The sequence below is a fragment of the Candidatus Anaplasma sp. TIGMIC genome (genome assembly GCF_028204095.1).
Lineage (GTDB): Bacteria > Pseudomonadota > Alphaproteobacteria > Rickettsiales > Anaplasmataceae > Anaplasma.
Map to the genome: position 1 here is coordinate 1 of NZ_JAQLOH010000006.1, position 26,883 is coordinate 26,883.

20 protein-coding genes are annotated in these 26,883 nt (G+C 46.4%); 10 read left to right on the forward strand and 10 right to left on the reverse strand.

Annotated elements, in window-relative coordinates; all coding sequences use genetic code 11:
* Positions 1–59 precede the first annotated feature (59 nt).
* Entirely contained in the window at positions 60–1,943 is a 1,884-nt protein-coding gene (gene mnmG / locus PGW94_RS01075) for a tRNA uridine-5-carboxymethylaminomethyl(34) synthesis enzyme MnmG (RefSeq protein ID WP_271757736.1), read from the reverse strand.
* Positions 1,944–2,043: 100 nt separating this feature from the next.
* Between mnmG and PGW94_RS01080 the strand changes: the two genes are divergently transcribed.
* Positions 2,044–2,826 (forward strand): phosphoribosylformylglycinamidine synthase subunit PurQ, encoded by a 783-nt coding sequence (locus tag PGW94_RS01080; protein WP_271757740.1) that lies wholly within the window; start codon positions 2,044–2,046, stop codon positions 2,824–2,826.
* A 510-nt stretch (positions 2,827–3,336) separates the two neighbouring features.
* Here PGW94_RS01080 and purN read toward each other — a convergent pair.
* Entirely contained in the window at positions 3,337–3,960 is a 624-nt protein-coding gene (gene purN / locus PGW94_RS01085; protein WP_271757743.1) for a phosphoribosylglycinamide formyltransferase, read from the reverse strand.
* Positions 3,961–3,990: 30 nt separating this feature from the next.
* Positions 3,991–5,499: a leucyl aminopeptidase gene (locus PGW94_RS01090; protein ID WP_271757746.1), complete on the reverse strand. Its 1,509-nt coding sequence runs from the start codon at positions 5,497–5,499 to the stop codon at positions 3,991–3,993.
* A 450-nt stretch (positions 5,500–5,949) separates the two neighbouring features.
* On the opposite strand from PGW94_RS01090, the gene PGW94_RS01095 reads away from it, so the two are divergent.
* The 3 genes from PGW94_RS01095 to PGW94_RS01105 all read left to right on the forward strand — a co-directional run bounded on the left by PGW94_RS01095 (position 5,950) and on the right by PGW94_RS01105 (position 9,510).
* Positions 5,950–6,654: a protocatechuate 3,4-dioxygenase gene (locus PGW94_RS01095; protein ID WP_271757749.1), complete on the forward strand. Its 705-nt coding sequence runs from the start codon at positions 5,950–5,952 to the stop codon at positions 6,652–6,654.
* Positions 6,655–6,771: 117 nt separating this feature from the next.
* Complete coding sequence (locus tag PGW94_RS01100; RefSeq protein ID WP_271757751.1) at positions 6,772–7,551, forward strand: hypothetical protein; 780 nt, start codon at positions 6,772–6,774, stop codon at positions 7,549–7,551.
* Positions 7,552–7,785: 234 nt separating this feature from the next.
* Positions 7,786–9,510: a hypothetical protein gene (locus tag PGW94_RS01105; protein WP_271757754.1), complete on the forward strand. Its 1,725-nt coding sequence runs from the start codon at positions 7,786–7,788 to the stop codon at positions 9,508–9,510.
* Positions 9,511–9,602: 92 nt separating this feature from the next.
* Here the strand turns inward: PGW94_RS01105 and clpB are convergent, their stop codons facing one another.
* Positions 9,603–12,176 (reverse strand): ATP-dependent chaperone ClpB, encoded by a 2,574-nt coding sequence (gene clpB, locus PGW94_RS01110; RefSeq protein ID WP_271757759.1) that lies wholly within the window; start codon positions 12,174–12,176, stop codon positions 9,603–9,605.
* A gap of 192 nt (positions 12,177–12,368) precedes the next feature.
* On the opposite strand from clpB, the gene PGW94_RS01115 reads away from it, so the two are divergent.
* Positions 12,369–13,151: an SDR family oxidoreductase gene (locus PGW94_RS01115; protein ID WP_410519514.1), complete on the forward strand. Its 783-nt coding sequence runs from the start codon at positions 12,369–12,371 to the stop codon at positions 13,149–13,151.
* 819 nt (positions 13,152–13,970) lie between these two features.
* Here PGW94_RS01115 and groL read toward each other — a convergent pair.
* Both groL and PGW94_RS01125 read right to left on the reverse strand, forming a co-directional pair.
* Positions 13,971–15,623 carry a chaperonin GroEL gene (groL, locus tag PGW94_RS01120; RefSeq protein WP_271757762.1) on the reverse strand — a complete coding sequence of 551 codons (1,653 nt, stop codon included), beginning with the start codon at positions 15,621–15,623 and terminating at the stop codon, positions 13,971–13,973.
* A 53-nt stretch (positions 15,624–15,676) separates the two neighbouring features.
* Positions 15,677–15,961, reverse strand: coding sequence for a co-chaperone GroES (locus PGW94_RS01125; RefSeq protein WP_271757765.1), 285 nt, complete (start codon positions 15,959–15,961; stop codon positions 15,677–15,679).
* A gap of 249 nt (positions 15,962–16,210) precedes the next feature.
* On the opposite strand from PGW94_RS01125, the gene radC reads away from it, so the two are divergent.
* A complete protein-coding gene (gene radC / locus PGW94_RS01130) occupies positions 16,211–16,906 on the forward strand; it encodes a RadC family protein (protein WP_271757768.1) in 696 nt (231 codons plus the stop codon).
* Positions 16,907–17,053: 147 nt separating this feature from the next.
* Entirely contained in the window at positions 17,054–17,683 is a 630-nt protein-coding gene (lipB, locus tag PGW94_RS01135; protein ID WP_271757769.1) for a lipoyl(octanoyl) transferase LipB, read from the forward strand.
* Positions 17,684–18,049: 366 nt separating this feature from the next.
* On the opposite strand, the gene PGW94_RS01140 is transcribed toward lipB, so the two are convergent.
* The gene (locus PGW94_RS01140) at positions 18,050–19,393 is read right to left on the reverse strand and encodes a dihydroorotase (RefSeq protein WP_271757772.1); all 1,344 of its coding nucleotides are present in this window, start codon (positions 19,391–19,393) and stop codon (positions 18,050–18,052) included.
* A gap of 30 nt (positions 19,394–19,423) precedes the next feature.
* A complete protein-coding gene (locus PGW94_RS01145; protein ID WP_271757774.1) occupies positions 19,424–20,095 on the reverse strand; it encodes a phosphopantothenoylcysteine decarboxylase in 672 nt (223 codons plus the stop codon).
* 131 nt (positions 20,096–20,226) lie between these two features.
* Between PGW94_RS01145 and fumC the strand changes: the two genes are divergently transcribed.
* Both fumC and PGW94_RS01155 read left to right on the forward strand, forming a co-directional pair.
* The gene (gene fumC / locus PGW94_RS01150; RefSeq protein ID WP_271757776.1) at positions 20,227–21,615 is read left to right on the forward strand and encodes a class II fumarate hydratase; all 1,389 of its coding nucleotides are present in this window, start codon (positions 20,227–20,229) and stop codon (positions 21,613–21,615) included.
* Between the two features lie 272 nt (positions 21,616–21,887).
* Positions 21,888–22,223 (forward strand): hypothetical protein, encoded by a 336-nt coding sequence (locus PGW94_RS01155; protein WP_271757778.1) that lies wholly within the window; start codon positions 21,888–21,890, stop codon positions 22,221–22,223.
* 38 nt (positions 22,224–22,261) lie between these two features.
* Here the strand turns inward: PGW94_RS01155 and carB are convergent, their stop codons facing one another.
* On the reverse strand, positions 22,262–25,534 hold the full coding sequence (gene carB / locus PGW94_RS01160) for a carbamoyl-phosphate synthase large subunit (protein ID WP_271757780.1): 3,273 nt from the start codon (positions 25,532–25,534) through the stop codon (positions 22,262–22,264).
* Positions 25,535–25,771: 237 nt separating this feature from the next.
* Between carB and PGW94_RS01165 the strand changes: the two genes are divergently transcribed.
* On the forward strand, positions 25,772–25,903 hold the full coding sequence (locus PGW94_RS01165; RefSeq protein ID WP_271757782.1) for a hypothetical protein: 132 nt from the start codon (positions 25,772–25,774) through the stop codon (positions 25,901–25,903).
* A gap of 160 nt (positions 25,904–26,063) precedes the next feature.
* Here the strand turns inward: PGW94_RS01165 and folP are convergent, their stop codons facing one another.
* Entirely contained in the window at positions 26,064–26,870 is an 807-nt protein-coding gene (gene folP / locus PGW94_RS01170) for a dihydropteroate synthase (RefSeq protein WP_271757784.1), read from the reverse strand.
* Between the last annotated feature and the right edge of the window lie 13 nt (positions 26,871–26,883).

The following is a 26,883-nucleotide window of genomic DNA, read 5'->3' on the forward strand; positions in this document are numbered from 1 at the left end:
GCAGTACACGTGGGATATTGTTTATCAGCCCTCCTCCGGTTATGTGGGCGATCGAGTAATTAGCACTTCACAGCAGACCGATGCTTGTATCGCAGATGTATTAGTATGCTTGATATTGCTGCGGGGGTTATGCCCGGTATACGGCGAGCTGCTCCGATGGAAAAAGGCTTTGTTTCCTGTAATTTTTCCTGAACCTCCTTTGACAGGCCATATACAGCTGAGTACTCAAGATCTTTGGGTATGGATAGACCTTCTTCTTCCAAAAACGATTTTATATCGGCCTCTTGCCTCTTGAGATATGGAGAATACTTGCCCTCAACTTCTACGGCCTCCACAGCCACAGTGCTAAATGACCTTAGGCTCGGCCATATGTTCATTAAGGTTTGCATATTTACGTTGGGGTGGCTAAGTAAATCATACGCGCTCTTCTTATCCCCATTCTGCGAGACACAGACACCTCGGCTTCCAAGCTCGCTAGGAGTGGCTAGGAGACCATTAAGCGCCGTGTGTAAAGCACGAATTTCATTTTTCTTTTGTGCCAATATGCCAGCACGTTCGTCAGATACTAAACCGTATGTGCTTCCGATCTCTGTCAAACGCATGTCGGCATTATCAGAACGCAAGGTAAGTCTGTACTCTGCCCTGGACGTAAATAGCCTATAAGGCTCGCTGGTGCCCAATGTTACAAGGTCATCTATCATTACCCCAATATATGCATCGCTACGCTTCAATATCAGTGGGTTTTGGTCTGAAGACAAAGAAAGCGCCGCATTAGCTCCGGCTACAATACCCTGTCCCGCAGCTTCCTCATAACCTGTAGTGCCGTTGATTTGTCCGGCAAAGTATAGCCCGCGCACTTTCTTAGTCTCCAAGGTATGATAGAGCTCTCGCGGATCCACAAAGTTGTACTCAACAGTATATCCAGTCCGCAACATAACTGCATTTTCAAGGCCTTTAATGCTATGCAGCATCTCAAGTTGCACCTCAGCGGGGCAAGAGGTAGATATACCATTAGGGTAAACCCACTTTGTGTTTAGACCTTCGGGTTCCAGGAAAACCTGGTGGCTGCTATGCTCTGGGAATCGCCGTACCTTCTCCTCTATGGACGGGCAGTATCTTGGGGCCATAACATCAACCACAGTCGATCCGCGTGAGCCTGCAAGGTGCATATTTTTTCGTATTATCTCGTGCGTATCATCGTTTGTACGAGCAAGATAGCAGGATACCTGGGGCAGGGTGACACACTCAGACATAAAAGAAAACGGCACAGGTACTTCGTCTCCTTTCTGCTCTTCAAGCACTGACCAGTTTATGCTGTCTCTGTCAATTCTCGGTGGGGTACCGGTTTTTAATCTACCCAAAAGAAACCCGTGGGATTTCAGAGCCTGAGGAAGCTTAGTGGCTGGCTTCTCACCAATACGTCCCGCAGGGAAGCTCTCATTACCTATATGTATAGTGCCGCCCAGAAATGTTCCAGTTGCTATTACAAGCCTTGTAGTCATCACCTGTTCCCCTCCTGATAGGAGGACGGAGGCTATTCTTGGGCTACCTGCTACCATGTCAACGGTGAAATCAATCACCTCTTCGGAAATTACGGTTATATTCGGATAGTTTAGGATAACATCCTGCATTGTGCGTCTGTAAACCTCTCTGTCGGCCTGGGCACGCGGCCCCCAAACAGCAGGTCCTTTACCACGATTCAGTACAGCAGAATGGATGCTGGACTTATCGGTTACCCTTCCCATGAGCCCGTCTAACGCGTCTACCTCCCGTACCACAACGCCCTTTGCTATACCACCTATAGCAGGGTTACACGACATTTCGCCGATAGACTCTACCTTGTGAGTTACTAGCAGCGTCTTTGCGCCAACACGAGCGGCAGCAGCTGCGGCCTCACAACCTGCGTGACCACCACCCACGACCACTACATCATAGCTCTGCACTCTAACCCACCATAAATGCCCATCAGACAAGATAGATGGTAAAAAGTAATATCAGTTGTGTCAAATGATGCTAAAATCCTCAGGTTTATAGGGTAGGCGCATGAAAGTTGTAGTCTTGTCTGGGCATGGTTTAAACTGTGAAGAAGAGACGCTTTTTGCCTTTCAGGAGGCCGGGCGCTACCTGAACACTCGCGTTTCTGGGAGAATCATGCACATTAGTGAGCTTCTGTCGAACCCGAAACTGCTCAGAGATTTCAATACAATGGTTATACCGGGTGGGTTCTCATACGGGGACGACACAGGGGCGGGCAACGCCTATGCGTGGAGCCTTATGAATGGGCTGCAAGACCACATTCAGGAATTCATGGAGCGGGATACCCTAATGCTGGGAATATGCAATGGGTGCCAAATCCTAATGAGGATCCTTATGCCTGATATAGCCCTTGTGCACAACGATGTGGGAAGATACCAATGCAGATGGATTAGGGTGAAAGCCTGTGGAAGCTCGGTATGGACAGCAGATGTGGGTGAGATGTATATACCAGTGGCGCATGGTGAAGGGAAGTTTTATGCGTCAGCAGATGCGTTGCAAAGTCTAGAAGAGAAGGGCAGCATAGCATTACGTTATATCAAGTCTAATGGTGAGTATGCGAATGGCGAATTCCCATACAATCCAAACGGATCGGCGCTCGACATTGCTGCTCTAACATGTGGCTCTGGTAGGGTACTTCTCATTATGCCGCATCCTGAGAGAGCTCTATTTTTCACTCAGCGGTATGATTGGACAGATATCATGCGTAAAAATGTCCTTTCAGGTGATCCTGAAGATAAGTATGCAGATGGGTTTAAAGTCTTTGCTAATGCGGTTAGGTATTTTTCGTAGCCAATAGGCTTCTGACGCGGAGAGTTAAAAACTCGACGGCGGTATGACGCACGTTGAGGAGACTCTCGCAATTTTCTGTGTGTAGGGTATGTGCGCTGTACTGTTTATTATGGTGCACTGAGCATAACCAAACAGGGATTCATGGCTCTGCTTACAATTCTGCTTGTGCCTCCGGATTGGCAGGTCAGGCACTGTGTAACTGCATCACGCCTCATTTTCACCAACACTCTGCGCTACAGCGCAATATAACTCTATTGTGGATTTCATAAGCCTTTACCAGTATGTTGGAAGTACTTTATTATTGCCTCACACTACGCGCTAAAAAACGCTGGTACGGCGCTTGCAATGTTGTATGCGGGATCTTTGTTTTCTGCGCAAACAAATACGGGCTCATAATGTACAGAAACGCCATTTATATATAGTACGACACACCCTAACCTGGTATTCCGTCACTCTGGTCGGTTAGGGTAGTTACTTCCGCATCCATATAACATTGCAGCAAAGCTGTTGTTACCCGTGGTGAAACAAGAATAAGTCCTCGTCTTCTGACATACACTGTATAGTGTCGTTGTCTTGTATCCTGACCTTGCCCTCGGCTATAAGTCTAATTGCTTTGGGATAGCACAAATGCTCTGCGGAAAGTATACGGGCAGCCAAGCTGTCAGATGTATCACTAGGAAGAACAGGTACTGCAGCCTGCATTATAATAGGTCCTGCATCGAGCTCGGGATATACGTAGTGTACTGTGCACCCTGCAATTTTAACTCCCGCAGTAAAAGCTTGCTCCTGTGCGCGCAAACCCTTAAAGGACGGCAGAAGAGAAGGGTGGATGTTGATTATCTTATGATGCCAATCCCTGACAAACTGCTCCTGCAATATGCTCATAAACCCGGCAAGACATACCAAGTCCACCTCACGCTCTCTAAGTATTGCGGTGATGCGAGCAGTGTCCAGCGGCCGCCGCCCAACAACAAATGCTTCAATACCAAAGTCATCAGCGATGGCGAGGCCTGGCGCTGACGGATTATTAGAGATCACACACGACACCGATGCTGGGAACCCATCGCTAGCACAAGCTTCGGCCAAGGCCTTAAAGTTTGAACCCCTTCCAGAAATCAATATACCTATTTTCAAAACCTGTACCGCTGTTTATTATCTATCGGTCTATTTGTTGGTTGCTACACCCTCGTGGTACTCCTGCACAAACTTATTAAGTAACATAACACCAAACCCAGTAGCACCTCTTGGTGCAATCTTAGATCCGGAGTCATTCCAAGTAACACCTGCAATGTCTAGATGCGCCCAGGGTACACCGTTTACGAACCTACGCAGAAACTGCGCAGCAGTTATACTGTCGGCGCCATGACCATCTGTAGCGATGTTTTTCATATCAGCTACAGGAGAATCTATCATCTTGTCAAACTCGTCTCCCATTGGCATGCGCCACAACTTCTCATTCACAACTTTGCCTGATTCCACTAGCTGCTCAGACAACTTGTCATCATTAGAGAAAAGACCTGCATAGTTGCCTTCGCCCAAGGCTACAATTATAGCGCCTGTAAGAGTTGCTAGGTCAACCATGAACTTGGGGGAGAATATCTTCTGTGTGTACCACAATGCGTCTGCCAGAACCAGTCTTCCCTCTGCATCGGTGTTCAAAACTTCGATAGTCTGTCCGGACATTGATCTTACAATATCCCCAGGGCGCTGCGCATTGCCATCAACTGCGTTTTCAACTAGTCCAACCACCCCTACAGCATTAACCTTAGCCTTTCGTGCAGCCAATGTCCTTATAAGACCAGCTACCACCGCGGAGCCACCCATGTCATACTTCATTTCCCACATGCCCTTAGGGGGTTTCAGAGATATCCCTCCGGTATCAAAGGTCACACCTTTACCGACGAACGCAAGAGTATCCTCATTGTCAGGGTCACCGTTCCACTTCATCACTACAAGGCGAGATTCTTTACTACTTCCTTGCCCGACTCCTAGGAGAGCCATCATACCCTCTGCCTTCAGGCGCTGCTCGCCGAGAATTTCAACCTCTACACCCATGGGAGTAAGCTCTGAGTAGACACGCTGGGCGTATTCCTCGGGGTACAATATGTTAGCAGGTTCAGAAATCAAAGAGCGAGTAAAGAATACAGACTCACCCTCCGCCTTGAGTGCGGCAAACTCTTTGTTTACTCCCGCAAGATCGCCGCGGACTGCGACTGTGATCTCCTCTACCTTGGAGGTGTGCTCAGATTTTTTGCTGTGGAAGTACTTATTAAACAAAAAGCTGCGCAAAAATGCTCCGTACGCAACCCTGGCCTCTAGTTCTGCTGGAGCTATTATCAGAGCTTTTTTAGCTTTTAGCTCTTCCAAGCGTTCAAATATAGCGCCACCCAGTTCCATCGCCATATAGTCTAGGATCTTTTCTGATTGGTCTCCTAGTCCTACAACCAGTACAGCCCTTCCTTCTGATGTAAACACCACAGGCATTGTGGTTGCGAAATCTCCTACAAACGACGTGGCTTCTTTTGCGGCCAAAACGGCTTTCGTCTCGTTGCTGCTAAGTACCCCTCCGTCCATTAGTGAGTCACTGCCTTTTAAAACACCTACCACAACAACTGCGGTCTTCAGCAGGGCAGAGACACCAGAGGCTAAACCAAGAAACGACACGCTTACCATACGAGCTACCACTTCAGCACCAACGCTACATCCGCTAGTCTAGCGGTATTTGGCCACTATATCAAGACGGTAAAAAGTTGTATAACTCACTAAAGCGGAAATTTATACATGCTCTGAATAATCACAGCACTTGCCCATACTCGGGTAGCCGACGCGCATGGGTGCTATTATGCACTTTAATGTATAGAGCTCTGGCAATTTACCACGCTGACGCGGTTTAGGATCACAGTACATTAAACAAGTGCTACTACCGGGCGTCTTGCTTTTGGTAACCATGTGCCCTTGCTTGCCTTCGCGTTTGTTTAATTCGTATAGGAGTTTGAAACGTAGTGACACATATATTAATGTGCAACCAGCACGGAGCGAAAAAGATTATTAAAGAATTATGTGCTGATGTCGCGGCGGTGGTATGTGTAACTTTGCTTTGATTAGCATCTTTAGCTGTGATAGATGGTATTGCCATGTGAGAAAGCGGGAGATAGAAGTTTGAGCAGGGGTGTCAAATCTGTACTATTCACTGTTACTGCTGCGGTGGTAATGGTTGGCCTGGGTTTATGCGCGATAGAGGCACGCGCAGTGGATTCAGTTCTTGTAAACTGCGTGGAGACGCCAGGAATCAAAGACGTGACAGATGCACAGAAACCCGCCGTTTTTAATATCTCTAACAATCTTGCTAGAAAGGCTGGAAGCCCAGATTCTGCAGAAGGGAAGAAGATTTTTCTTATTGGCAGGGTTACTGATGCACACTGCAATCCCGTGACCAATGCTAACGTCTTCATATGGCAAGCAGATTCTCGCGGCGTTTATAGCGGTGATCCAGGTTATGACAAAATGTTTTTAGGCTCTGGTAAGGCCACCACAGATAATCTGGGTAACTATGGCTTCATTACTGTAATGCCTGGTAAGCACCGCGGAGCAGACCCCAAGGTTCATTTTCTAATCAAACATCATGCGTTTCCTGATTTTCAAACGGAGATGTTTTTTGAAGGTGAAAACAGCATTCGGCATTCAAGTCTTAGCAGAATTCCCAGGGCAATGAAAAGACTGCTTACTGCCCGTCATGTAGGACAGGAATATGGGGTTGACATTTACGAATTTAATCTCACATTCGCTGATATAGAAGACACACCATACGAACCCAAAAGTGAGAAATAGAGGCACTTACGGGGCTTACTTAATTGTATACACAGCTTGAACGTGTGGCTTGGTTGCTTTTTGGTTAGTTAAGATATATACTCTGTGCTGAGAGTGTGTGGTGTGCAGGTTGTGTCCATGGGCAAGCTAGGTTTGGAGCGCAAAAAGATAGTCACCACGGGCTTCATGATTTTTGCGTGGTACGTAAGGATCACAATGGCCCTGGTTGTCTTATTGTTTTCCCCGCTTATTTTACTGCGGGTGTGCTCAATGCCCTTTTTAGGATCTCAGGAATTTAGTTGGGCTAAGGTTGTTTCGAGAAGAAGATTTAGAGAGGGTGAACGCGTTCGCCGTGGTCTGCTCCATAGGCTGATCGGTCCCGACATAAAGCAGATGTTTGCCTACAGCCATGCGCTACTGAGTAATATGGCGTTTTTTACACTTGCGGCTAAATCGGTACTGAGTATTGCTGGTAGCATTGCTAAAAAGGGCATTGAGGGGCAGTGGGAGCTTGCCGCGGTATACGCACTGGTCCCTACTACTATTCTGTTTGTAATGTCTATAGCCTACCATTATTACTCCAGGTTGTTTCAGTGCAGGGAAGCTATGCCGCTGCGGTACGAAATGAAGCTTCTGTGGCGTACTCCTGAGAAACTACACGACAGACTTGAAGATTCCACTTTGAATCTACTGTTCAGGGAGCAGGTTGGTGACGCTGTGAGTATGTCGTCCCTGTCGCGCATGGACAAGCAGTTGCTGTTTGGTATACCTACCGCTTTGACAGGGGCCTTGTGTTATGTGTACGACTGTCACACAGGGGAGGAGCTAGAAGCGCGGGAAATTCGTGCAAATGCTTGCAAGTCTGCAGGGGGAGTCTCTACGGATATTTCCAAGAAGCTTGGTATGTTTAGGGCGTAGTAGCAGGTTTGTGGGCGTAATACCTCGCTTGTAGGCCATGCGACGATGCTATATGTGTGGGTGGCAATCCATGTTGCATTGTTAGTTTTTGTTGAGTGAGGCGCTGTTACGGGGGAGTGCTGCGTACTTGCCGGGTCGTGGTTGTTATGCTTGATGCGTTTGTGCTATACTACGCTGACTGGTGGTGTGGCTTTGTGTGCGTAGCGTATAGGTTAGTATTTTTCATGTTGGATAATGGGAAAAGCAGTCCGGAGAAGAAGGAGCCGTAACGTCGAAAGGAAGGACGTGGGGTTTGTCTATGCGAAGAGCAATGATCCCAGTTTAGATGAAAAAGCCTATGACATGAGGAACAGGATATATGCTTGTTATATCCTGTGTACGTCCATTTTGTGTTTGGTACCGGTGGTGCCATATTATGTGTCGAAGGAGCTATACAAGAGGGGGTACAAACGCAGTGCTGCAGTGAGCATGGAGGTGTTTCAATACTCCCACTGTGCGTTGACCTTCAGCCTCATTTTCACAAAAGTAATCATTCTGCTGCTGAGGTATTATCCGGGGCTCTTAGACAATTTCTTCATCAAAAACAGAGATCTGTCCATATTAACCCTGGCGGCCATGTGTGCTGTGCCTGTGGTAATTTTTGTAGCCGTCATGCGGTATATCATGGCCGCAGATGTAGTCAAAACAACAGGGTGCAGCATGGTTGAAGCCCTACTGGCGAGAAGCTACCTTGCAGATATTACCCAGGGTTTACCTGCGCTTGTGTGCTATGCTGGGGAAAATGGGCCACTTTACACTAGGGAAAGTACCGCATATAAGAAGCGCTACGGCGCGGACATAGTCTTTGATGTGTATTTATACGGGACGTCATACTTATGTGTGCTGCCGGCATGCTTCGCTCTGCTGTGCAGGTTTTTCTACAATAAAAAAAAGAGAACGGCGCTATCGGTTGCTCGGGTACTAGGTGTTTCCTCACACGTTTTGATTACTAATACTCTTGTTGCGAGCTTGGTTATATTAGTGTTGCAGTGGTGTGTCGATACGGTTACTGCTGCAGGTCTGTATGCAGACAACACGGGCATAGCCCTTTTGGGTGGTGTTTTGGTATCCTCAGTATTATTGTTTGTTTCTGTTGCGTTTTGCTACCATGAGATTAGTAGTAATGTCTACGATGGCTCTACAGAGGTATCGGACAGAATAGCATTTTCTGTTTTGCAATTTGGATTACTCACAGCGGCGGTGAATTGTGTCTGTTCTTTATTCCGCACTAGGGCGCAGCTCAAAGATAAGGGGTTGGTTTACCCGACAGACTGGTTCATTCGTGATCTTGTGAGACGGATTGTCTCCGCAGTTCTACTTTTACCGGCGTGCTTCTTGCAGATTTCTTCTGTGCACATAGAGCACGATAGGAGAAGAGTGGCTGCAATAGCTAAACGTACGTACCTTTACTCCGAACTCTTCCTAGGGAACCTTGTTGTATTTTCCCTTATGTTTTATGCGTTGGTGAATCTAGCAGCAGCTCTTGGTCAATTCTCATCGGCGATTTCGGCACAGCATGGCTTGTTGTTGGGTGTTATAGCGTCTGTCATTATGTTGGTGTTTGCCATTGCGCACGACTTTTGTGAGGTAAAGTGTAAGACCGCTCTGAATGGTAAGAAATGGCAAGAGGTGATACTGGAAGATGAAGATTTGGAGCGTTGTTTGTCAAATATGGGTGTGATAAATCTGCTTGTTACCGCTATTGTTAGGGCTGTATGTACGCAACCAAACTATCAGTCCGAAGAAGTTACGACGGAGGCTCGTGACGACAGACGGGAAGAAGCACTACCTGGTGTGCTGTACTACTGTGATGCCCAAGATGTTGCGGGAAGCCGCGCCCAGCCAGAAGTCTGTGGGGCCGCAAGTATAACGTTACATGCACAGCGGGCACGCGCCCTCGTACTTTCACCCGGATGGTAGCCAAAGAGGCAAGCTAACGCGACAATGCGTGCGAGCTAATAACGTCTACAAGACCAATAGTGCCTCTCACGGATCCCCACAATGTGCCCAATCTAAGCGGCTTTCTTGATTACAAGAGCACCGTTCTCTTCATGAACCTCGAGCTTATTTCCTTCTTCTACCTTGTTTCCAAGCAGTAGGTGGGCCAGCTGGTTTTGTATGTGTTGTTGTATGAGTCTTTTTAAAGGCCTTGCACCATACGCTGGGTCATAGCCATTTTCAACCAGCCACGCCTTAGCCTCAGGCCGTAGGGATATGGAAATTCCCTTTTCGGCTATAATTTTTTGCAAATGGTTCATTTGAACATCGACTATGCACTCTATGTGTTTTTTGGAGAGCCTGTTGAAAATCATAATTTCATCTAGTCGGTTTAGAAATTCCGGTCTGAAAGACAAACGCAACATCTCCATTACGGTTTTTTGCAGCTCTGGGTTGCGGCTGTCTGCACTACTATCGACTAACACTTCCTGGCCTATGTTTGACGTTAGGACCAATATAGTATTTTTAAAATTCACCAAACTGCCTCTGCTGTCAGTCAATCTGCCTTCATCCAGTAGCTGCAACAACAAGTTAAAAATGTCGGCATGAGCCTTCTCTATTTCATCGAACAGTATAACCTGATAAGGTCTTCTACGGACGGCTTCTGTGAGTAATCCACCTTGCTCGTACCCAACGTACCCTGGAGGGGCTCCTATAAGCTTTGCTACGGAGTGCTTTTCCATGAATTCTGACATATCAAAACGCAGCAATGCAGTTCTTGAGTCAAATATAAACTCACTTAAAGCCTTGGTCAGTTCCGTCTTGCCCACTCCTGTCGGGCCTAGAAACAAGAAGGACCCCATAGGCCGTTGAGAATCCTGTACCCCAGCTCTTGACCTACGTACGGCATTGCTTACGGCAGTGACTGCCTCATCCTGGCCAACCACAACCTTCTTCAGCTCCTCTTCCATGTGTAGTAGTTTTTCTTTTTCGCTGTTAATTACGCTATCTACAGGGATTCCGGTCCACCTAGATACAATGGCAGCAACGTCATTTGCTTGTATCTCCTTTCTTAGCAAGGTTCCTGCGACTTCCTCATGTTTTTTAAGCTCAGCTTCTAATGACGGAATAACGCCATACATGAGCTCTCCAGCTCTGGACAGATTTCCTAGCCGTTGAGATTGATCTAGCTCTATCCGCGCACTATCCAAAGACTCTGTCAGCTCATGCATTTTCGTTATCTTCATTTTTTCTGCCTGCCACTGGCTATTCAAGTCAGCAGACTCTGAATTTAGATTATTTAACTCCTCGGTTATTTCCTGCAGACGCTGTTTTGAGGCATCGGTTTTCTCATTTTTTAGTGCCTCAGACTCTATCTTCAGCTGCATTATCTTGCGGTCTATAACATCAATAACTTCTGGCTTGCTGTCTATCTCTATTCTAGCTCGGCTTGCGGCTTCATCTATCAAATCTATGGCCTTATCGGGCAAAAACCTATCAGGTATGTACCTGCTAGACAGATTTGCAGCAGCTACCAAAGCCCCGTCGGTTATCCTAATACCGTGATGAAGTTCATACTTTTCCTTAATGCCCCGGAGTATAGACACGGTGTCGCTAATGCTGGGCTCTGCAACGAATACTGGCTGAAACCTTCTTGCGAGAGCCGGGTCTTTCTCTATATGCTCGCGATATTCATCAAGGGTGGTTGCCCCTATGCATCGCAGCTCACCACGGGCCAACATAGGCTTCAATATATTAGACGTGTCCATAGAATCACCGGTAGCGCCTGCGCCAACGATCATGTGTAGCTCATCAATGAAAAGAATAATTTTCCCGCTAGATGCGGTAACTTTGGCAAGGACGGCTTTAAGACGTTCTTCAAACTCGCCTCTAAATTTTGTTCCAGCAACAAGAGCTGCCAGATCTAGTGCCAAAACCCTTGCCTCCTTTAGCCATGCAGGGACATTGCCAGATACTATTGCCTGCACCAACCCCTCGACTATAGCACTTTTTCCTACGCCTGGCTCTCCTATCAAGGCTGGATTATTTTTTGTGCGACGTGATAGAACCTGTATTAATCGTCTTGTTTCATCACTTCTTCCTATGACTGGATCCATCTTTCCGGCTGCAGCAAGTTCGGTCAGGTCTTGTGTATACTTTCTAAGTGCATCGAAGCGCTGCTCAGCAGTTGCACTCTCAGCTTTTGTGCCATCACGCATTTTTTCTATCAAAGAGTTGAGCTTTTGTGCGGTAACGCCGGCATTGATAAGAACTCTAGAGACGTTGCTTTCAATGATAACCAAAGCCTGCAGCAGCCTCTCAGTAGTGACGTACATGTCTTGATTTCTTTTGGCAAGACTTACGGCCTCTTCCAGTATTTGCGCCATCTCTCTCGAAAGATTGAGATGACCACTGCCAGAACCGCTTACCACTGGCAACTTACTCAGAGACTGCGCGATTGTTCCGGAGATCCTGGATACATCCGCACCACAGGAGGAGATCAGGCTTTCCGTTAGATCACCTTTCTCGTCCAGCATGACCTTCAAGAGGTGATCAGGCAACAAGATCTGATGCCCAGACGATATTGCGAACACCTGCGCCTGCATGACGGAGCCCTTCGCCTTTTCAGTAAACATGTTCAAGTCCACGACTGCACCCCCAAATTCCAGTGAATCCATGCATAGTTAGATATGCACTGTTTGGTAGAATTTTAAGTCTGCCTAACTAAAAAACAAAGCTTTGTGGCCGCAAGCGACTAAAACCACACTAAAGTAAATGTGTCAAGACAAGATAAGTTGGGAAAACTATTTTTCTTGTCAAGGATTTCAATAGGAAGTACCATGCGACACTGTGTTGATATGACGTCAGACGGTATAGTGTCAGGTCTCTTACAAGGTAGAATAGCGCTGGTTACTGGAGCCTCCGGCAGTATAGGGTCGGCGGTGGCTAGAAGGTTTGCAGAAGAGGGGGCGAGCGTTGTGCTTGCGGCTCGCGACGTTGAGCGCATGAAGGCTCTGTGTGAGAGCATCCAGGGTCACGGAGGCGAGATAATGTTGGCTCCTATAGACCTTCAGGATTATGAAAGCGTGGGTAATCTTGCTCTGTCCCTTGAGAATAAGTTTGGCGTTCTTGATATATTAGTTTCTACGGCAGCAGTTTTGGGGAACCTGTCTCCGGTTCACGAATGTGATGTTGCGAAGTGGAAAGAGATAATAGGTGTTAATCTACACGCGAATTGGTACCTTATCAGACATTTCGATTCTCTGTTGAAACAGTCAAGTGCAGGCAGGGCGATCTTTGTGACCTCTGAGTCTACCAGGGCACTGCTAAACTACTCGTACTTTGCTCCGTACGCCACTAGTAAAGCAGCATTAGAAGCGCTAGTACAGGTGTATGCCGCGGAGACTAAACACAGCAAGCTGTGTATAAACATCGTGTACCCAGGTCAGGTAGATAGCAATATCTATACTTCTATATTCTCTGCACAAGATCAGGCCAAGCTTGTGCCTCCATACGATTTAACAGATAAGTTTGTTGAGCTTGCCGTACCAGAATGCAATGTCACCGGTCAAATGTATGACCTCTCGGAATGTTCCTCATCACCCGGTTCACGGAGCTTATAGCGTGTGTTTTCACTTGCCAGGGTGCATAGCGTTGGCTGTTACGCGTTGTTGAATCGGGATGTAGCTCTTCATGTTGGTTTGTTGTCATTTGTGATCGTAAAGAATCTACTGTGTGCGGTTTTGAGACTTACGGATAAGAATTTTGACAACGTTTTGTAGTCGACCAAACGAAATGCGTGACTATGCGTTAAAAAGATTCCCCACGAGCCATAAGCTTTACAGAAGAGCCAAAATGTGTGTCTTTTTTCTCCAGACGTGCTGCAGCATGTACTACTTCTGAGTTTTATGTGGAGCAACGCAGGTATGAGCGTAGAGGGTCAACGCCTATAAGAAGCACGCCTTATCCCGCTCTTTTTATATCGTTTAGCCGATTATTGAAGGCGTTCTTAGGGAACAATGTGCGGACATGTTTAGTGGATGCCTAATGTTACAGAAAGGCGCGTAAGCAGATGCAGCGAAGGAGCACACCTTTGGTTGTGACCCTGCAAGTTTTAACAGCAAAATGTGGAAGATGCTACATAGGCGTTATAGTACCGGGCAGTAAAGTACAGGCAGGCTAGATCGAAAAGAACGCGGTTCTATCTTAGAGTCTTCAAAAAGGGAAGCGGTGGCGATGGTATGAAAGCTATGCGTGCCACAACAAGGAGGGGACGATAGGTCTTTGAAAAGTGTGGGAGTGCAGGTCTTGTTTAATTAATACGAGGTATCACACAAAAGCGCCATGCGTGCGATGCGCCGTGCACCACAGGAAAAGCTCCATGGTACACAGCACAGACACGCTCTATAAAAATACAAAGGCAGTAAAACTGAGTGACTATACTAGAAGCCGCCCATTCCACCCATTCCGCCCATTCCGCCAGCGCCATTAGCAGCAGAATCATTCTTGTTAGGAAGGTCTACCACTACGGCATTCAATGTCATGAACACTGCAGCAAGAGAGACAGCCAAGTCAAAGGCAATACGCACTACCTTTAGAGGATCCATGACTCCAGAAGTGAACGCATTTGCATAGTTCATAGTGTCTACATTGTAGATGAGCTCCTTGTCATTTTGCTTCAACAAGTGCTGAATAACACACGGAGCATCTTCTGAACCTGAGTTCTTTATTATGCGCTTTATAGGAGCACAAGCAGCACGGCGTATTATGTCAATACCCCATTGCTCATCGTCATTCTTGCCTTTCAGGTTATCGAGAGATGACAGAGTGTACAGCAGAGCAGCCCCACCTCCTGGTACTACTCCTTCCTCTACAGCCGCTCTTGTAGCATGCAATGCATCCTCAACGCGGTCTTTGCGCTCTTTAACTTCCACTTCGCTAGAACCACCAACCTTCAGCACTGCAACGCCACCACACAGTTTTGCCAGACGTTCCTTCAGCTTTTCCTTATCGTAGTCGGAATTAGAAGCTTCTATTTGTGCCTTGATCTGGTTAGTTCTGCTTTCGATGCTCTCTGAACTACTGTCGACACTGCCAATTATTGTTGTAGTATCCTTAGTAATACGCACATGCTTAGCAGTACCCAGGTCGCTAAGAGCGATATCTTCCATCTTAACTGCAAGTTCGTCGTTGACTACGTACTTCGCACCAGCGATGACAGCTATATCACCCAGCATGTCTTTTCTCCTATCCCCAAAGCCAGGAGCTTTCACCGCAGCAACTTGCAAGCCACCACGAAGTTTGTTGAGTACCAATGTGCTTAAAGCTTCACCTTCAACATCTTCAGCGATAATCAATAGAGGCCTTCCGGACCTTGCCACATTTTCCAAAACCGGCAGGATATTTTGTACCAGATTAATTTTCTTCTCTGTTAGGAATATGTATGGATTCTCAAATTCCACCAGCATCTTCTCAGCATTTGTCACAAAGTATGGAGAAAGGTATCCACGGTCAAACTGCATACCGTCAGTCTTTTCAACTTCCAAGTCCTTGAAGCCCTTGCTTTCCTCAACAGTAATGACACCGTCACGTCCAACTTCCTTAACGCATTGAGCAATCTTACTTCCTATGTTCTTATCACCATTAGCAGATATAGTAGCAACCTGTGCAATTTCATCTTCTTCAACTTCACGGCGCATAGACATAAGAGCTGACAATACAGCGTCTTTTGCCTTCAATATACCGTTCCGAATACTTACAATGTCAGACCCAGCAGCCTTAGCGCGAGAAACTTCCTCAATGACCTTAGCAGTTAGTATGGAACACGTGGTAGTACCGTCACCCACTTTGTCATTACACTGAGATGCGCTCTGGGTAATTATGCTAGCTATAGCAGCCGCCAATGGCTCTTCAGGCTTTATGCTCTTCATAACCTTATAGCCATCTTTAGTTATTTCTGGTGAGCCATAAGGCTTGCTAATGGCGACAGTAAGACCCTTCGGACCCGCTGTGCACCCTACTGCGTCTTCGAGAGTGCGTATTACCTCGCGAATGGCCTTATCCAACATCTCACCCGAGACTACCGTATTTGACATCTCCAAACCTCCTAAACTTAAACAAATAGTACAAAAAACCGGAAAGTCTTAATCTATGCTTCCTTAGCTATTATGTCGCTTTCCTTCATCACCATAAACTTCTTGCCATTGAACTCTACTTCGTTGCCAGCCCACTGACGGTAGTAAACGCAGTCACCCTGTTTTACGGACATAGGCATAGTCTTACCATCGCTATTCAACGCGCCAGGTCCAACACACACGACTTTCCCCTTTGTTGGCTTTTTCTTCGCGGAGTCTGGAAGCTGTATCGGAGAACTGGAATTGCTATCCTCCAAGGCTTCTACTAAAACATTATCATGCAACATAGCTAGATTCATAAACTACCCTCCAAAACACCAGTGACTTACCACGACGTCACAATAACTCTAGTGGTATATAAGCGTCGCAAAATCGAATTTCAAGTGCTACTTGGTCATTTTTTTAGTTTCAGATTTAATTTAAGATGAAATAATTTCCGGTGCTAAATAACGATTTACCTGATAATTTTAGTCTATATCCTAAAAAAGAGCGGAGACGCTTTTCTTCTTTCCGAACTTAAACTTGTTGCAAAAGTAGGATTTAGAGAGATGAACGATCTGGCCGGAGAACGAAGAAAACAACAGCTGGGACATAGGGAAAGACTGCGTCAGAAACTTCTAGATGGTGACGGCGAGGGTATGCTTGACTATGAAATATTGGAATTGATTCTGTTCTCAGCTCGCAACCGAGTGGACCTTAAACCTGTAGCTAAACGTCTGCTGGAAAGATTTGGGGACCTTACTAAAGTCCTATATGCAGACATTGCAGAGCTGAGGCAGGTAAAGGACATGGGAGAATCCTCAATAGCTGCGATAGTTGGCGTAAGGGAGGCTATAATACGTGTGGCGAAAGGGGCAGTAAAAGGTAGAACCATACTTGGTAAGTGGAGTGATCTGCTAAACTATTTGAAGGTAAGAATAGGGCACTCAAGTATAGAAAATTTTCTAGTACTATATCTCGACAAACGCCATGGTATAATTGCTGACGAAATTCATAGCACTGGGACCGTAGATGAGACTCCGTTTTATGTCAGAGAAGTTATTAGAAAATCTCTGATGTACGGTGCGGTATATATTGTGGTATCGCATAACCATCCCAGTGGCGATCCTAAGCCTTCAAAAGCTGACATTCAGATAACAAGCTGTCTGCAGGAATCTTGCAGAGGAATGAACATTGTGTTAGAAGATCACGTTATCGTCACACCTAATAAGCATTACAGTTTTAAAACGAACGGGTTATTGTAAAGCGCGGAACACAGTTCTTGCTTTAACCCGTGTTTTGCGCAGCGGTGTAACGTGGCTAATGTGGTCTGCGAACCACGCATACTGATTGTGCAGTTGTAGTTTTGGGTACACGGCGCAGTCCTTGTTTTTCAGCGCATGGTATGAATTATGGATGTTGAGTGGCTTACCTCCCGTGATTTGGTCGACTACAAAGAAGCCGTGGAATTTATGGCCTCTAGAGTGGAAAGTATAATACAAGGTAATGCGCCAGAACTTGTGTGGCTTTTGGAACATGCTTCGGTGTACACTGCCGGAACTAGCGCTAGTCCTGGGGATTTGCTATTAGACAACAAGTTTCCCGTAGTGCAAACAACGCGCGGAGGGAAGTACTACTACCATGGTGAGGGTCAGAGGGTAATCTACGTCATGCTCAATCTCAAGCAACGTAACCAATGTGACGTAAGAGCATATGTGCGAAACCTGGGGACGTGGGTAGTCAATACCCTTGCCGAATTTTCTGTAGATAGTTTCTTCAGCGACGAGAACATAGGTATTTGGGTCAAGGATAAGTGGCAAGATAAAAAAATAGCGGCTTTTGGTATACGTCTTCGTCAATGGGTTACTTCGCACGGCATTGCTGTGAATATAAGACCCAATCTTCAGCACTATGAAGGCATCGTACCTTGTGGCATAAGAGGAGCAGGCGTTACATCTATGAGAGAGTTGGGGATAGAAGCTACGTTTGATCAATTTGATGAAGTACTACGGAGAGAATTTTACAAGGTTTTCCACTGCTAGAAACGCTGAAAAAATCTGCGAAGGTTTGCTCACCACCGAGAGCTCAGGGAGATTTTACCCCAAGTATATATGCGTAAATCACGTCAGGCCTGTGGCACGACGGATAATCCCCAGTTCTATGGAGGGGCCGTATCACTTTAGAGTGCGCACATTGCATGTGCTACGTTTCGCTATGTTACAGCGTAACGGCACGCAGGGCATCATCTTTTGTGAGAATTCAAAGTGCGTGACCTTGGCTTGCAGTGGTGCACACACAAATAATCTCCCTGTGATAGCCGTCTGCAGGTAGGTTTCTCACCGAAGCCCATATGCTGAACGTACTGGATGCACTGCCTCCTCCGAGGAGCTATCTAACCTGCAGTACACTTACTCAGCACGGTACACGGTCTTTCCGGACACTATTGTACGTAGTACCTTACCCTTTACGGTCCTGCCATGGAATGGCGAGTTCTGCGACTTGCTAGAAAACTTGGTCGCATCTATTGTCCATGTGCCATCGAGATCAAAGATAATCAAATCTGCAGCCAATCCCCGTGCTATTCTACCCTTAGGCAGCTTTACAATGTCTGCTGGCTTATACGTGAGCTTTGCCAGAACATCTAGTAGACTCATTTCAGCATTGTGGTAAAGCTCTAACGACAACGGAAGCAGTGTCTCCAGCCCAACTATCCCAAAGGCGCAACTGTCTAGAGGCCTCACTTTATCCTGATCAGAATGTGGAGCATGATCTGTGGCTATACAGTCGATAGTGCCGTCTTTCAAGCCGGCGAGCATGCTAATGCGGTCTTCCTCTGTTCTAAGCGGAGGATTCATCTTGGCCATTGGGCCATGTGTTAAAACGGCGCTCTCATTTAGAGTGAAGTGGTGAGGCGCGACTTCGCATGTGACATTTAAGCCTTCGAGCTTGGCTGCGCGCACGGCATCCAGAGCCTTCTTTGTTGATATGTGTAACACATGGTAGTGTGCACCGGGTACCTCACGGAGTAACTGTATGTCCCGACTTACCATAATGCTCTCAGAAATATCAGGTATGCCACGCAAGCCCAACTCTCTAGAAATCTCCCCCTCATTAATGCAACCCTTATTCGACAGATTGCAATCCTCAGCGTGCTGCGCCACGACAACACCAAGGCTCCGTGCATACTCAAAAGCCTTTTTCATCGATAGGGCATTCATTACGGGCATCCCATCATCAGTGAAGCCCAGAGCCCCTACTGCATGCAAAGAAGCCATATCACTCAGCTCATCGTCAGCTGTTGTTATCGCTCCGTAAAACTCTATATTAACGCATGAGCTCTCCCAAGCCCTCATTTTGAGATACTTAGCTACGAGTACACTATCAATGCGCGGAGATGTATTTGGCTGACACACAACAGTGGTAACGCCACCGGCTGCCGCAGAGCGGCTTCCAGTATCGATAGTTTCCTTGTATTCCCCACCTGGCTCTCGAAGATGTACGTGCAAATCAACAATACCTGGCATTAGCACGTGTCCGCCACAGTCGACCACTTCGTCAGCATTAAAACCGGGATGGCTTTGTTGCAGAGTCCCAGGAGCGAAGTCCATTATCTCGCTGCCTTTTGTGATGACATATCCTATGTAATCGTTGCCCGACTCTGGGTCAATAACCCTCGCATTTACATACGCGACTGTATACCCATCACTCTGCCCACCCTTTAGGAGGGACCAAAACTGCCTGCCATCTACCACAACGACCACGTGGGGTTATAACTCCGAACGTCAGGTTATATCCAACCCATTTAAATAGTCAATTATTTCTTCCGTGATCAACTCAGCTATTTCAACCTTCGTCATGATTTCGAAGGGTCTTACTGAGTCCTTTGTAACTATAAAAATTTTATTATAGTCACTACCCATTGCTTGTTCTTTATCTTGCACGTACTGGTAATTAGCGATAATCCAGTCGCAGCCCTTGTAAGCCATTTTGCTTTTTGCAGATTCTATCAGGTTTTCAGACTCCAGGCAGAACCCTATCACAAGCTTGGGCCTATTCTTATCTATGCTTATACACTTCGCCACATCGGGGCTGTGCATCATCTCTATCCTGTCCACGGAGTTCTTCTTAAGCTTGGTATTATGGTAATGAGGAACCCAGTCTGTAACCGCGGATGTGAGAATCGCAACGTCCACGGGTAACAGGTCTAAGCATGTTTCCAACATGTCAGAGGACGTGTTCACGTAAAATGTCTGATACAGGTCGTGCCTTGGTACTATGCTGACAGGGCATGACACTAACTTTACATCCCAGCCTATCTTTCCCATACACTCTGCTAAGGCGTAACCCTGCTTACCGGATGAGTTGCTACTGATGTGCCGTATAGGGTCAATCTGCTCTCTGGTAGAACCGGCAGTAATAAGTACGCTAACCACGTGAGGTAAACTCTCCAACAAGCCACTGCACAAATGATATCTCTCACGCATCAGGATTGCAAAAACTCTCTTCTATTTGTTAATTTTCATACTGTAGACGGAGTATGCCAGCCGCTGTACAATGAACCGTATCGGTGTCATGGGGGTAGGGTATGGATGTCAGGGTTGAATCCGACAGTATGGGTAACATAGAAGTTTCTAGCGATCGTTATTGGGGGGCTCAAACGCAGCGGTCCCTTCTGAATTTTGAGATTGGTGAGGAAAAAATGCCTCTTCCCCTTGTAAGGGCTCTGGGGGTTGTAAAGCTTGCGGCTGCCCGGGTAAATATGAATAACGGGAGCATAGATAAATCTGTCGGAGAAGCCATTTGTACTGCGGCCAGTGAAGTTGTAGAAGGGAAGCTCGATGGAGAATTTCCACTCGTAGTTTGGCAAACTGGCTCTGGAACGCAAACCAACATGAACGCTAACGAAGTGATAGCGAACCGAGCGATAGAAATTCTTGGTGGAGAGCGCGGTTCTAAAACTCCTGTACATCCAAATGATCATGTAAACTGTTCGCAGTCGTCTAACGACGTGTTTCCCACTGCCATGCACATTGCTGCGGCCGTTGAGGTGGAAAAATGCTTGCTACCCAATTTGCGTGTCTTACACGGTGCACTACAAGAGAAGGAAAAGGAGTTTTCTGACGTTGTTAAAGTTGGCCGCACTCATTTGCAAGATGCGACCCCGCTGTTTTTGGGACAGGAGTTTTCTGGGTATGCATATCAAATTAAGCAGGGGATAGAACGGATTCAGTCCGCCATGAAGTGCGTATATCAACTAGCTCAGGGCGGCACTGCTGTGGGTACTGGGCTAAACACCAAGAAAGGCTTTGCTGAGAGTTTTGCTGCAGAAGTCGCTAGCATTACAGGATTGAAGTTCATAACTGCGGAAAACAAGTTTGAAGCACTTGCGACGCACGATGCACTGGTGGATCTTAGTGGCGCACTCAATACCTTAGCGGTGAGCTGTATGAAGATAGCTAACGATATAAGATTGCTTGCATCAGGGCCCAGATGCGGAATAGGAGAGATTATACTGCCCGCAAACGAACCGGGGTCATCAATTATGCCAGGTAAGGTTAATCCTACGCAGTGCGAAGCAATCACTATGGTATGTGCGCAAGTTATGGGAAACCACGTGGCAATAACCGTAGGAGGTTCAAATGGACATTTCGAGCTCAATGTGTTCAAGCCCGTAATTGCGTACAATGTCTTACAATCTATAAGACTATTAGCAGATGCATCTCTGAGTTTCGCGCGAAAATGTGTTGTTGGCATAAAGCCTGATTTAGAGCGCATAGACAGCCTATTAAGAGCATCTCTAATGTTGGTTACTGCGCTGAATCGTCACATAGGATACGACAACGCTGCTAAGGTCTCCAAGTATGCCTTTGACAACCGTGCTACACTCAAAGATGCTGCGGTCACTCTGGGGCTGATAAGTGCAGAGGAGTTTGACAAGATTGTAGATCCAACAAAAATGGTGTCACCCAGCTAAGGCCTTACTGCGAATCTTTGCAGCAAGGCACTATGCTGTACGTTTACTCAAACCGTTTTGGTATCTATCGGAAGCAAAGTGTTCGGTACGGTTCTCACTGTGTTTCTTGTTACGAGCAAGGCATCTGTTCCTGGAACAGCGATTGCCTGCAGAAGGTTGTTTGGAATGCGCGTAGTTTGTCAATTGATGTATGGTACGGCAAGTTTGTAATTGACACATGTGTTGCAGCATGGTACCACTAAAGCCCTGGATGAGCATTTTCGGTGGTATGTATGTCAGGAAATGACGAGTACAAGGAGATCATTAAGCAGTGTATCGGTAGCGTCAAGGAAGTCTTCGGTGAAGGCAGATTTGATGATGTTGTTGCTTCAATAATGAAGATGCAGGAGAAAGTTCTTGCTTCTAGTATGCAGCAGGAAGGTTCCGATGTAGCTGGGCAGATTGCGGCTGATGGCGGGCAAGCGATAGCTTCCGTTGAGAGTCTAATAGATGGTCTCAGGGAGGAGTTGAAAGAAGAGCTTAGGGCCGTAAAAAGGAGAATCCTTAAGTTGGAAAGGGCAGTTTACGGTGTGCCTCAGTCTGGTGGTACTGCACCTAAAGAGGGCTAGTATTACTGCTTTCTTGCGCGAGGTTTGCGTAGGGTGTGTTACTTTACCTCGCACTTCCTTCTATGTTTCAGGTTTCTTTCGTGATATTCCTGTATGGGTCTCGTTTTGGGCTTATTTCCCTTAACTAGCTCTTTTAGCGCTTCTAGCGTAGCTTTTGCTGCGGCCAATGTGGTGCAGTGCGGTATTCTCTTCATCATTGCTGTTCGTCTGATGTCTGCGCTGTCTGACACGGTCTTCATGCCTTCGGATGTGTTTATTACTAGTGCTATTTCATTGCTGTTTAGCATATCAACTATGTGAGTGCTTCCTTCTCTAACCTTATTCACACGGGTTGATGGAATATTTAGCTCACTCAGGTACAGCGTTGTTCCTGTAGTTGAAAAGAGCTCAAATCCGAGCTCGACCAGGTCTTTTGCGACTCTAGCAGCAGCGGGTTTATCACTGTTTTTTACAGATAGAAATACCCTTCCAGATGTTGGTAACTCATATCCTGCAGCTGACTGCGACTTTGCAAACGCTAAGCCAAAGGTTTCATCTATACCCATGACCTCTCCGGTGGATTTCATTTCCGGGCCAAGCAATGGGTCTATACTGGCGAACCTTGAAAATGAAAATACTGCTTCTTTTACCGATACATACGGCAGCTCACCAATTTCATTGTCACAAATTGAAAGCTTTTTCCCTAGCATGATCTCAGTAGCGAGTTTTGCTACGGACACTCCGGAAGTCTTCGCAATAAATGGTATAGTTCGGCTTGCCCTGGGGTTGACTTCAAGAATATAGATTTCCTGTCCTTTGACTGCGTATTGTACGTTTATTAGCCCCTTTACATTCAATGCCAGAGCAACTTTTACGGTGTATTCGGAGATCAAATCTATGTATTCCTTCGCTATAGTACGGGGAGGAAGAGAACACGCAGAATCTCCCGAATGTATACCTGCTTCCTCTACATGTTCCATTATGCCTGCTATATAAACGCGCTCTCCGTCACATATTGCGTCCACATCTACTTCAAGGGCATCATTCAGAAATTCATCTATGAGCAGTGAGCCAGATAGGAATACGCTTCTATTGTACTCTAAGTACCTATGCAGTGCGGTACTGTCCTGCACTATGGCCATGGACTGCCCACCTATTACATACGAGGGACGGAGTAAAACCGGGTATCCAACCTGTGCCACGTTTGATAGCGTTTCTTCTGCGGAATTGGCAGTTAAGCTCCTAGGCTGTCGCAACTCCAACCTTTCAAGCAGAGACTTAAATTTCATGCGGTCTTCAGCGAGGTCTATGGCATCAAAGGATGTTCCTACAATATTTACATGTTTTTCCTGTAGCACTTTTGCCAACTTTAGCGGCGTTTGACCACCCAGCTGTACTATGACCTTTACCGATGCGCCGCCCTGAGACTCATTCCTAATAATGTCCAGTACGCATTCTCTAGTAACAGGTGAAAAATACAGACGATCTGATATGTCATAATCCGTAGATACAGTTTCCGGATTACAATTTATCATTATTGCTTCTAGACCCAGCTGTTTTACTGTAAATGCAGCGTGTACACATGTATAATCGAATTCTATACCCTGACCAACACGATTCGGGCCACTGCCCAGAATTATTACCTTATCCCTTTCAGTAACATGTGATTCACATTCAGGTACGTTGAAGGAATCTCCCTCGTAGCATCCATACATATAAGCGGTACTGGTGCGGAATTCGCCTGCACAGGTATCGATGCGCTTATATACCGGAAAGACTGCTAACGTTTCACGTAGGTTTTCCACGTATTCAACATCAACACCACCTAGCTCTGCTAATCTGGCATCAGAAAAACCCATCTTTTTGAAGTACAGCAAACCTTCTTTCGTTGTTGGTAGGCCATTTCGTTTTATGTTTTGCTCACAAGTAATTATGCGGCTTATCTGCTGTAGAAACCACGGGTCATAGTGCGTAATTTCGTTAATTTTTTCTATGCTTATACCAAGACGCAGCGCGTCGGCAATCATCAAGATTCTACTCAATGAAGGGTTTGCCAGAGCTTCATAAACCTGCTCGAGACTGGTTCCCTCTTCGAAAAATTCGTTCAGTCCTGTATACCCAACTTCAAGGGAACACATTGCTTTCTGTATTGCTTCAGGTAAAGACCTGCCAATCGCCATTACCTCTCCTACAGACTTCATGGATGTTGATAACGCCTGGTTTGGCACTCTAAATTTTGCAAAATCAAAGCGCGGCACCTTTACCACTATGTAGTCCATTACAGGCTCGAATGATGCCGGGATCGAGATTGCGCAGTCATTAGATATTTCATCAAGAGTATAGCCAACTGCAAGCTTCGCGGCTATTTTGGCTATAGGGAACCCTGTTGCTTTTGATGCCAGTGCAGAGGACCGTGAAACACGTGGGTTCATCTCTATTACCAGGATTCTGCCGTCGTGCTTTGGATCGACTGCAAACTGCACGTTGGATCCTCCGGTCTCTACTCCAATCTCCCTCAAGATATCAAAAGAAATACTTCTCATCTTTTGATATTCCTCATCACGGAGGGTGATTGCGGGAGCTACAGTTATGCTATCTCCAGTGTGAACGCCCATAGGGTCGATGTTTTCGATAGAACACACCACGATGCAGTTGTCTCTGCAATCTCGCATGACCTCCATTTCAAACTCTTTCCACCCAATAATGGATTCATCAACCTGAACTTCTGCGATTGGGGACATTACATATCCCAGCTGTACAGCGTCATAGAATTCTTTCTCTGTACGGGCAATGCCGCCGCCTATCCCGCCTAAAGTGAAGGAAGGCCGTATCACTGCAGGCAGACCAATATACTCAAGTACTGGAGCTATTGGTTCCCCCTTCTTTATCACGACGCTTTTGGGACATATTGCGCCAACTTTTTGCACAGCAGCTCCGAATAGTCCTCTATTTTCAGCCTTTCGTATTGCCGTGGGGTTTGTTCCTATCATCTTGACGTTATTGGCGTCTAATACCCCTTTGTCATGTAGTTCTAGGGCAACATTCAATACTGTCTGACCCCCTACTGTGGCTAGAAGGGCATCAGGCTTTTCTTTCAGTATTATCTGCTCAATGAATTCTGCAGTTATAGGCTCTATGTATGTGGAGTCTGATAAATCAGGATCAGTCATAATAGTTGCGGGATTAGAGTTCACCAGTATGGTCCTATAACCCTCTTCTTTCAGTGCCTTACACGCTTGTGTGCCGGAGTAATCAAATTCACATGCCTGTCCTATGACGATAGGCCCGGCTCCTATAATGAGAATGCTTTCGATATCAGTGCGCTTTGGCATTTAATCCGCGTTTCTAACAAATTCCGAGCATGTTACTACTAATGGTGACAAAAAGCAAAAGTGTACTGTATGAAGATGTATAAAAAATTTAACTAACTTCATGCTAGGGTTAGCAACCTTGTAGTGATGCTTGTTTTGTGGTGCGTAGATAAACATGTGCCTGGTATTACAACAGCATATTAACACGTATTTTCATGTGTTCCTGAAGTGCATTCGGAAAAAGCATTTCTGTAGGCCATGTCCGTTCTTCTATTGCGAAAAGATGGCGCAATGACACTGAAAGACGCTTTGGATTTAGCGCTATGGAAGCGCGAGCTGCATATTTTAACATTGCTGCGTATTAGCTATATGGATGATAGGATTGTGTAAGCAGCTTCACACGATATCACAATTCCCTTGTATGCATTTGAAAGTCAATCTAGTAGAAGATTAGCTTGAACGTTGCTGTAACTCTAACCAACAACAAAACTGTAGCATACATTTGTCGCGAAAGTCGAAGTTTCGTATCTCTAAGCTGACAATAGAGAGCTCACGTAGCATCACCAAGAAGCGAAGCTATTTTTTGCGCTGTTTTTGTTAGTGCAACGTCGTGTACCCGCAAGAAATCAACGCCCTTTTGGACGAGAAACATTGATAACATTGCTGTTGGAGCATCACGATCCTCTAAGGCTACTGGAATCGCTGAAAACATGGACTTGCGTGAATGGCCGACATACGTTTTGAACCCCATGTTCATGAACTTGTGTATGTTGCGCACAATGTACCATGAGTACTCAGGCCTTTTTCCGAAACCCAACCCTGGGTCAAGAATTATACGTTCTCTCTGTACCCCCTTGGACAGCAAGATATCAACCCTGCGCATGAACCACTCAAGCATCTCATCTACGAGCTTTTCCGGAGGGCCTTCAGCGGTGTGCGCCCGGGAAGTTGGTATTCCCAGGTTATGCATTATGATTATGGGCACGGTACTTTGAGCAGCGACTGCCGACATATCTATGTCTAAGAGCCCGCCCTGATCGTTTATATAGTCTACTCCACATTCTAGAGCACGCGCGGCAGTCTTAGCATTACGGGTATCTATACTTACTTCCACGCCGGAGTCATGGGCGAGCCTCACTACCTCAGGCAGCACGTTCTCGAGCCTTTTCCATTCCTCATCACATTCTACAGACGTAGCATCAGGCGCCGTAGATTCTGCGCCCACATCTATTATGTCAGCTCCGTCGCGTATTAGCTTTTCAGCGTGCTGGATAGCTGCGGCCGACTCTAAAAATTTCCCGCCATCGGAAAAGGAATTAGGAGTTACGTTCAGAATGCCAGCAATCTTCGTAGACATAGCACCACACAGC

What these genes read in the sequence shown, in the direction of transcription:
- carB (WP_271757780.1), bottom strand. Translation starts at nt 25,534, where the DNA reads ATGCCAAAGCGCACTGATATCGAAAGCATTCTCATTATAGGAGCCGGG.
- PGW94_RS01125 (WP_271757765.1), bottom strand. Translation starts at nt 15,961, where the DNA reads ATGAATCTAGCTATGTTGCATGATAATGTTTTAGTAGAAGCCTTGGAG.
- lipB (WP_271757769.1), top strand. Translation starts at nt 17,054, where the DNA reads ATGGATGTTGAGTGGCTTACCTCCCGTGATTTGGTCGACTACAAAGAA.
- PGW94_RS01090 (WP_271757746.1), bottom strand. Translation starts at nt 5,499, where the DNA reads ATGGTAAGCGTGTCGTTTCTTGGTTTAGCCTCTGGTGTCTCTGCCCTG.
- PGW94_RS01105 (WP_271757754.1), top strand. Translation starts at nt 7,786, where the DNA reads ATGGGAAAAGCAGTCCGGAGAAGAAGGAGCCGTAACGTCGAAAGGAAG.
- PGW94_RS01165 (WP_271757782.1), top strand. Translation starts at nt 25,772, where the DNA reads ATGTCCGTTCTTCTATTGCGAAAAGATGGCGCAATGACACTGAAAGAC.
- radC (WP_271757768.1), top strand. Translation starts at nt 16,211, where the DNA reads ATGAACGATCTGGCCGGAGAACGAAGAAAACAACAGCTGGGACATAGG.
- groL (WP_271757762.1), bottom strand. Translation starts at nt 15,623, where the DNA reads ATGTCAAATACGGTAGTCTCGGGTGAGATGTTGGATAAGGCCATTCGC.
- PGW94_RS01155 (WP_271757778.1), top strand. Translation starts at nt 21,888, where the DNA reads ATGTCAGGAAATGACGAGTACAAGGAGATCATTAAGCAGTGTATCGGT.
- PGW94_RS01115 (WP_410519514.1), top strand. Translation starts at nt 12,369, where the DNA reads ATGCGACACTGTGTTGATATGACGTCAGACGGTATAGTGTCAGGTCTC.
- fumC (WP_271757776.1), top strand. Translation starts at nt 20,227, where the DNA reads ATGGATGTCAGGGTTGAATCCGACAGTATGGGTAACATAGAAGTTTCT.
- folP (WP_271757784.1), bottom strand. Translation starts at nt 26,870, where the DNA reads ATGTCTACGAAGATTGCTGGCATTCTGAACGTAACTCCTAATTCCTTT.
- PGW94_RS01100 (WP_271757751.1), top strand. Translation starts at nt 6,772, where the DNA reads ATGGGCAAGCTAGGTTTGGAGCGCAAAAAGATAGTCACCACGGGCTTC.
- PGW94_RS01080 (WP_271757740.1), top strand. Translation starts at nt 2,044, where the DNA reads ATGAAAGTTGTAGTCTTGTCTGGGCATGGTTTAAACTGTGAAGAAGAG.
- PGW94_RS01095 (WP_271757749.1), top strand. Translation starts at nt 5,950, where the DNA reads ATGGTATTGCCATGTGAGAAAGCGGGAGATAGAAGTTTGAGCAGGGGT.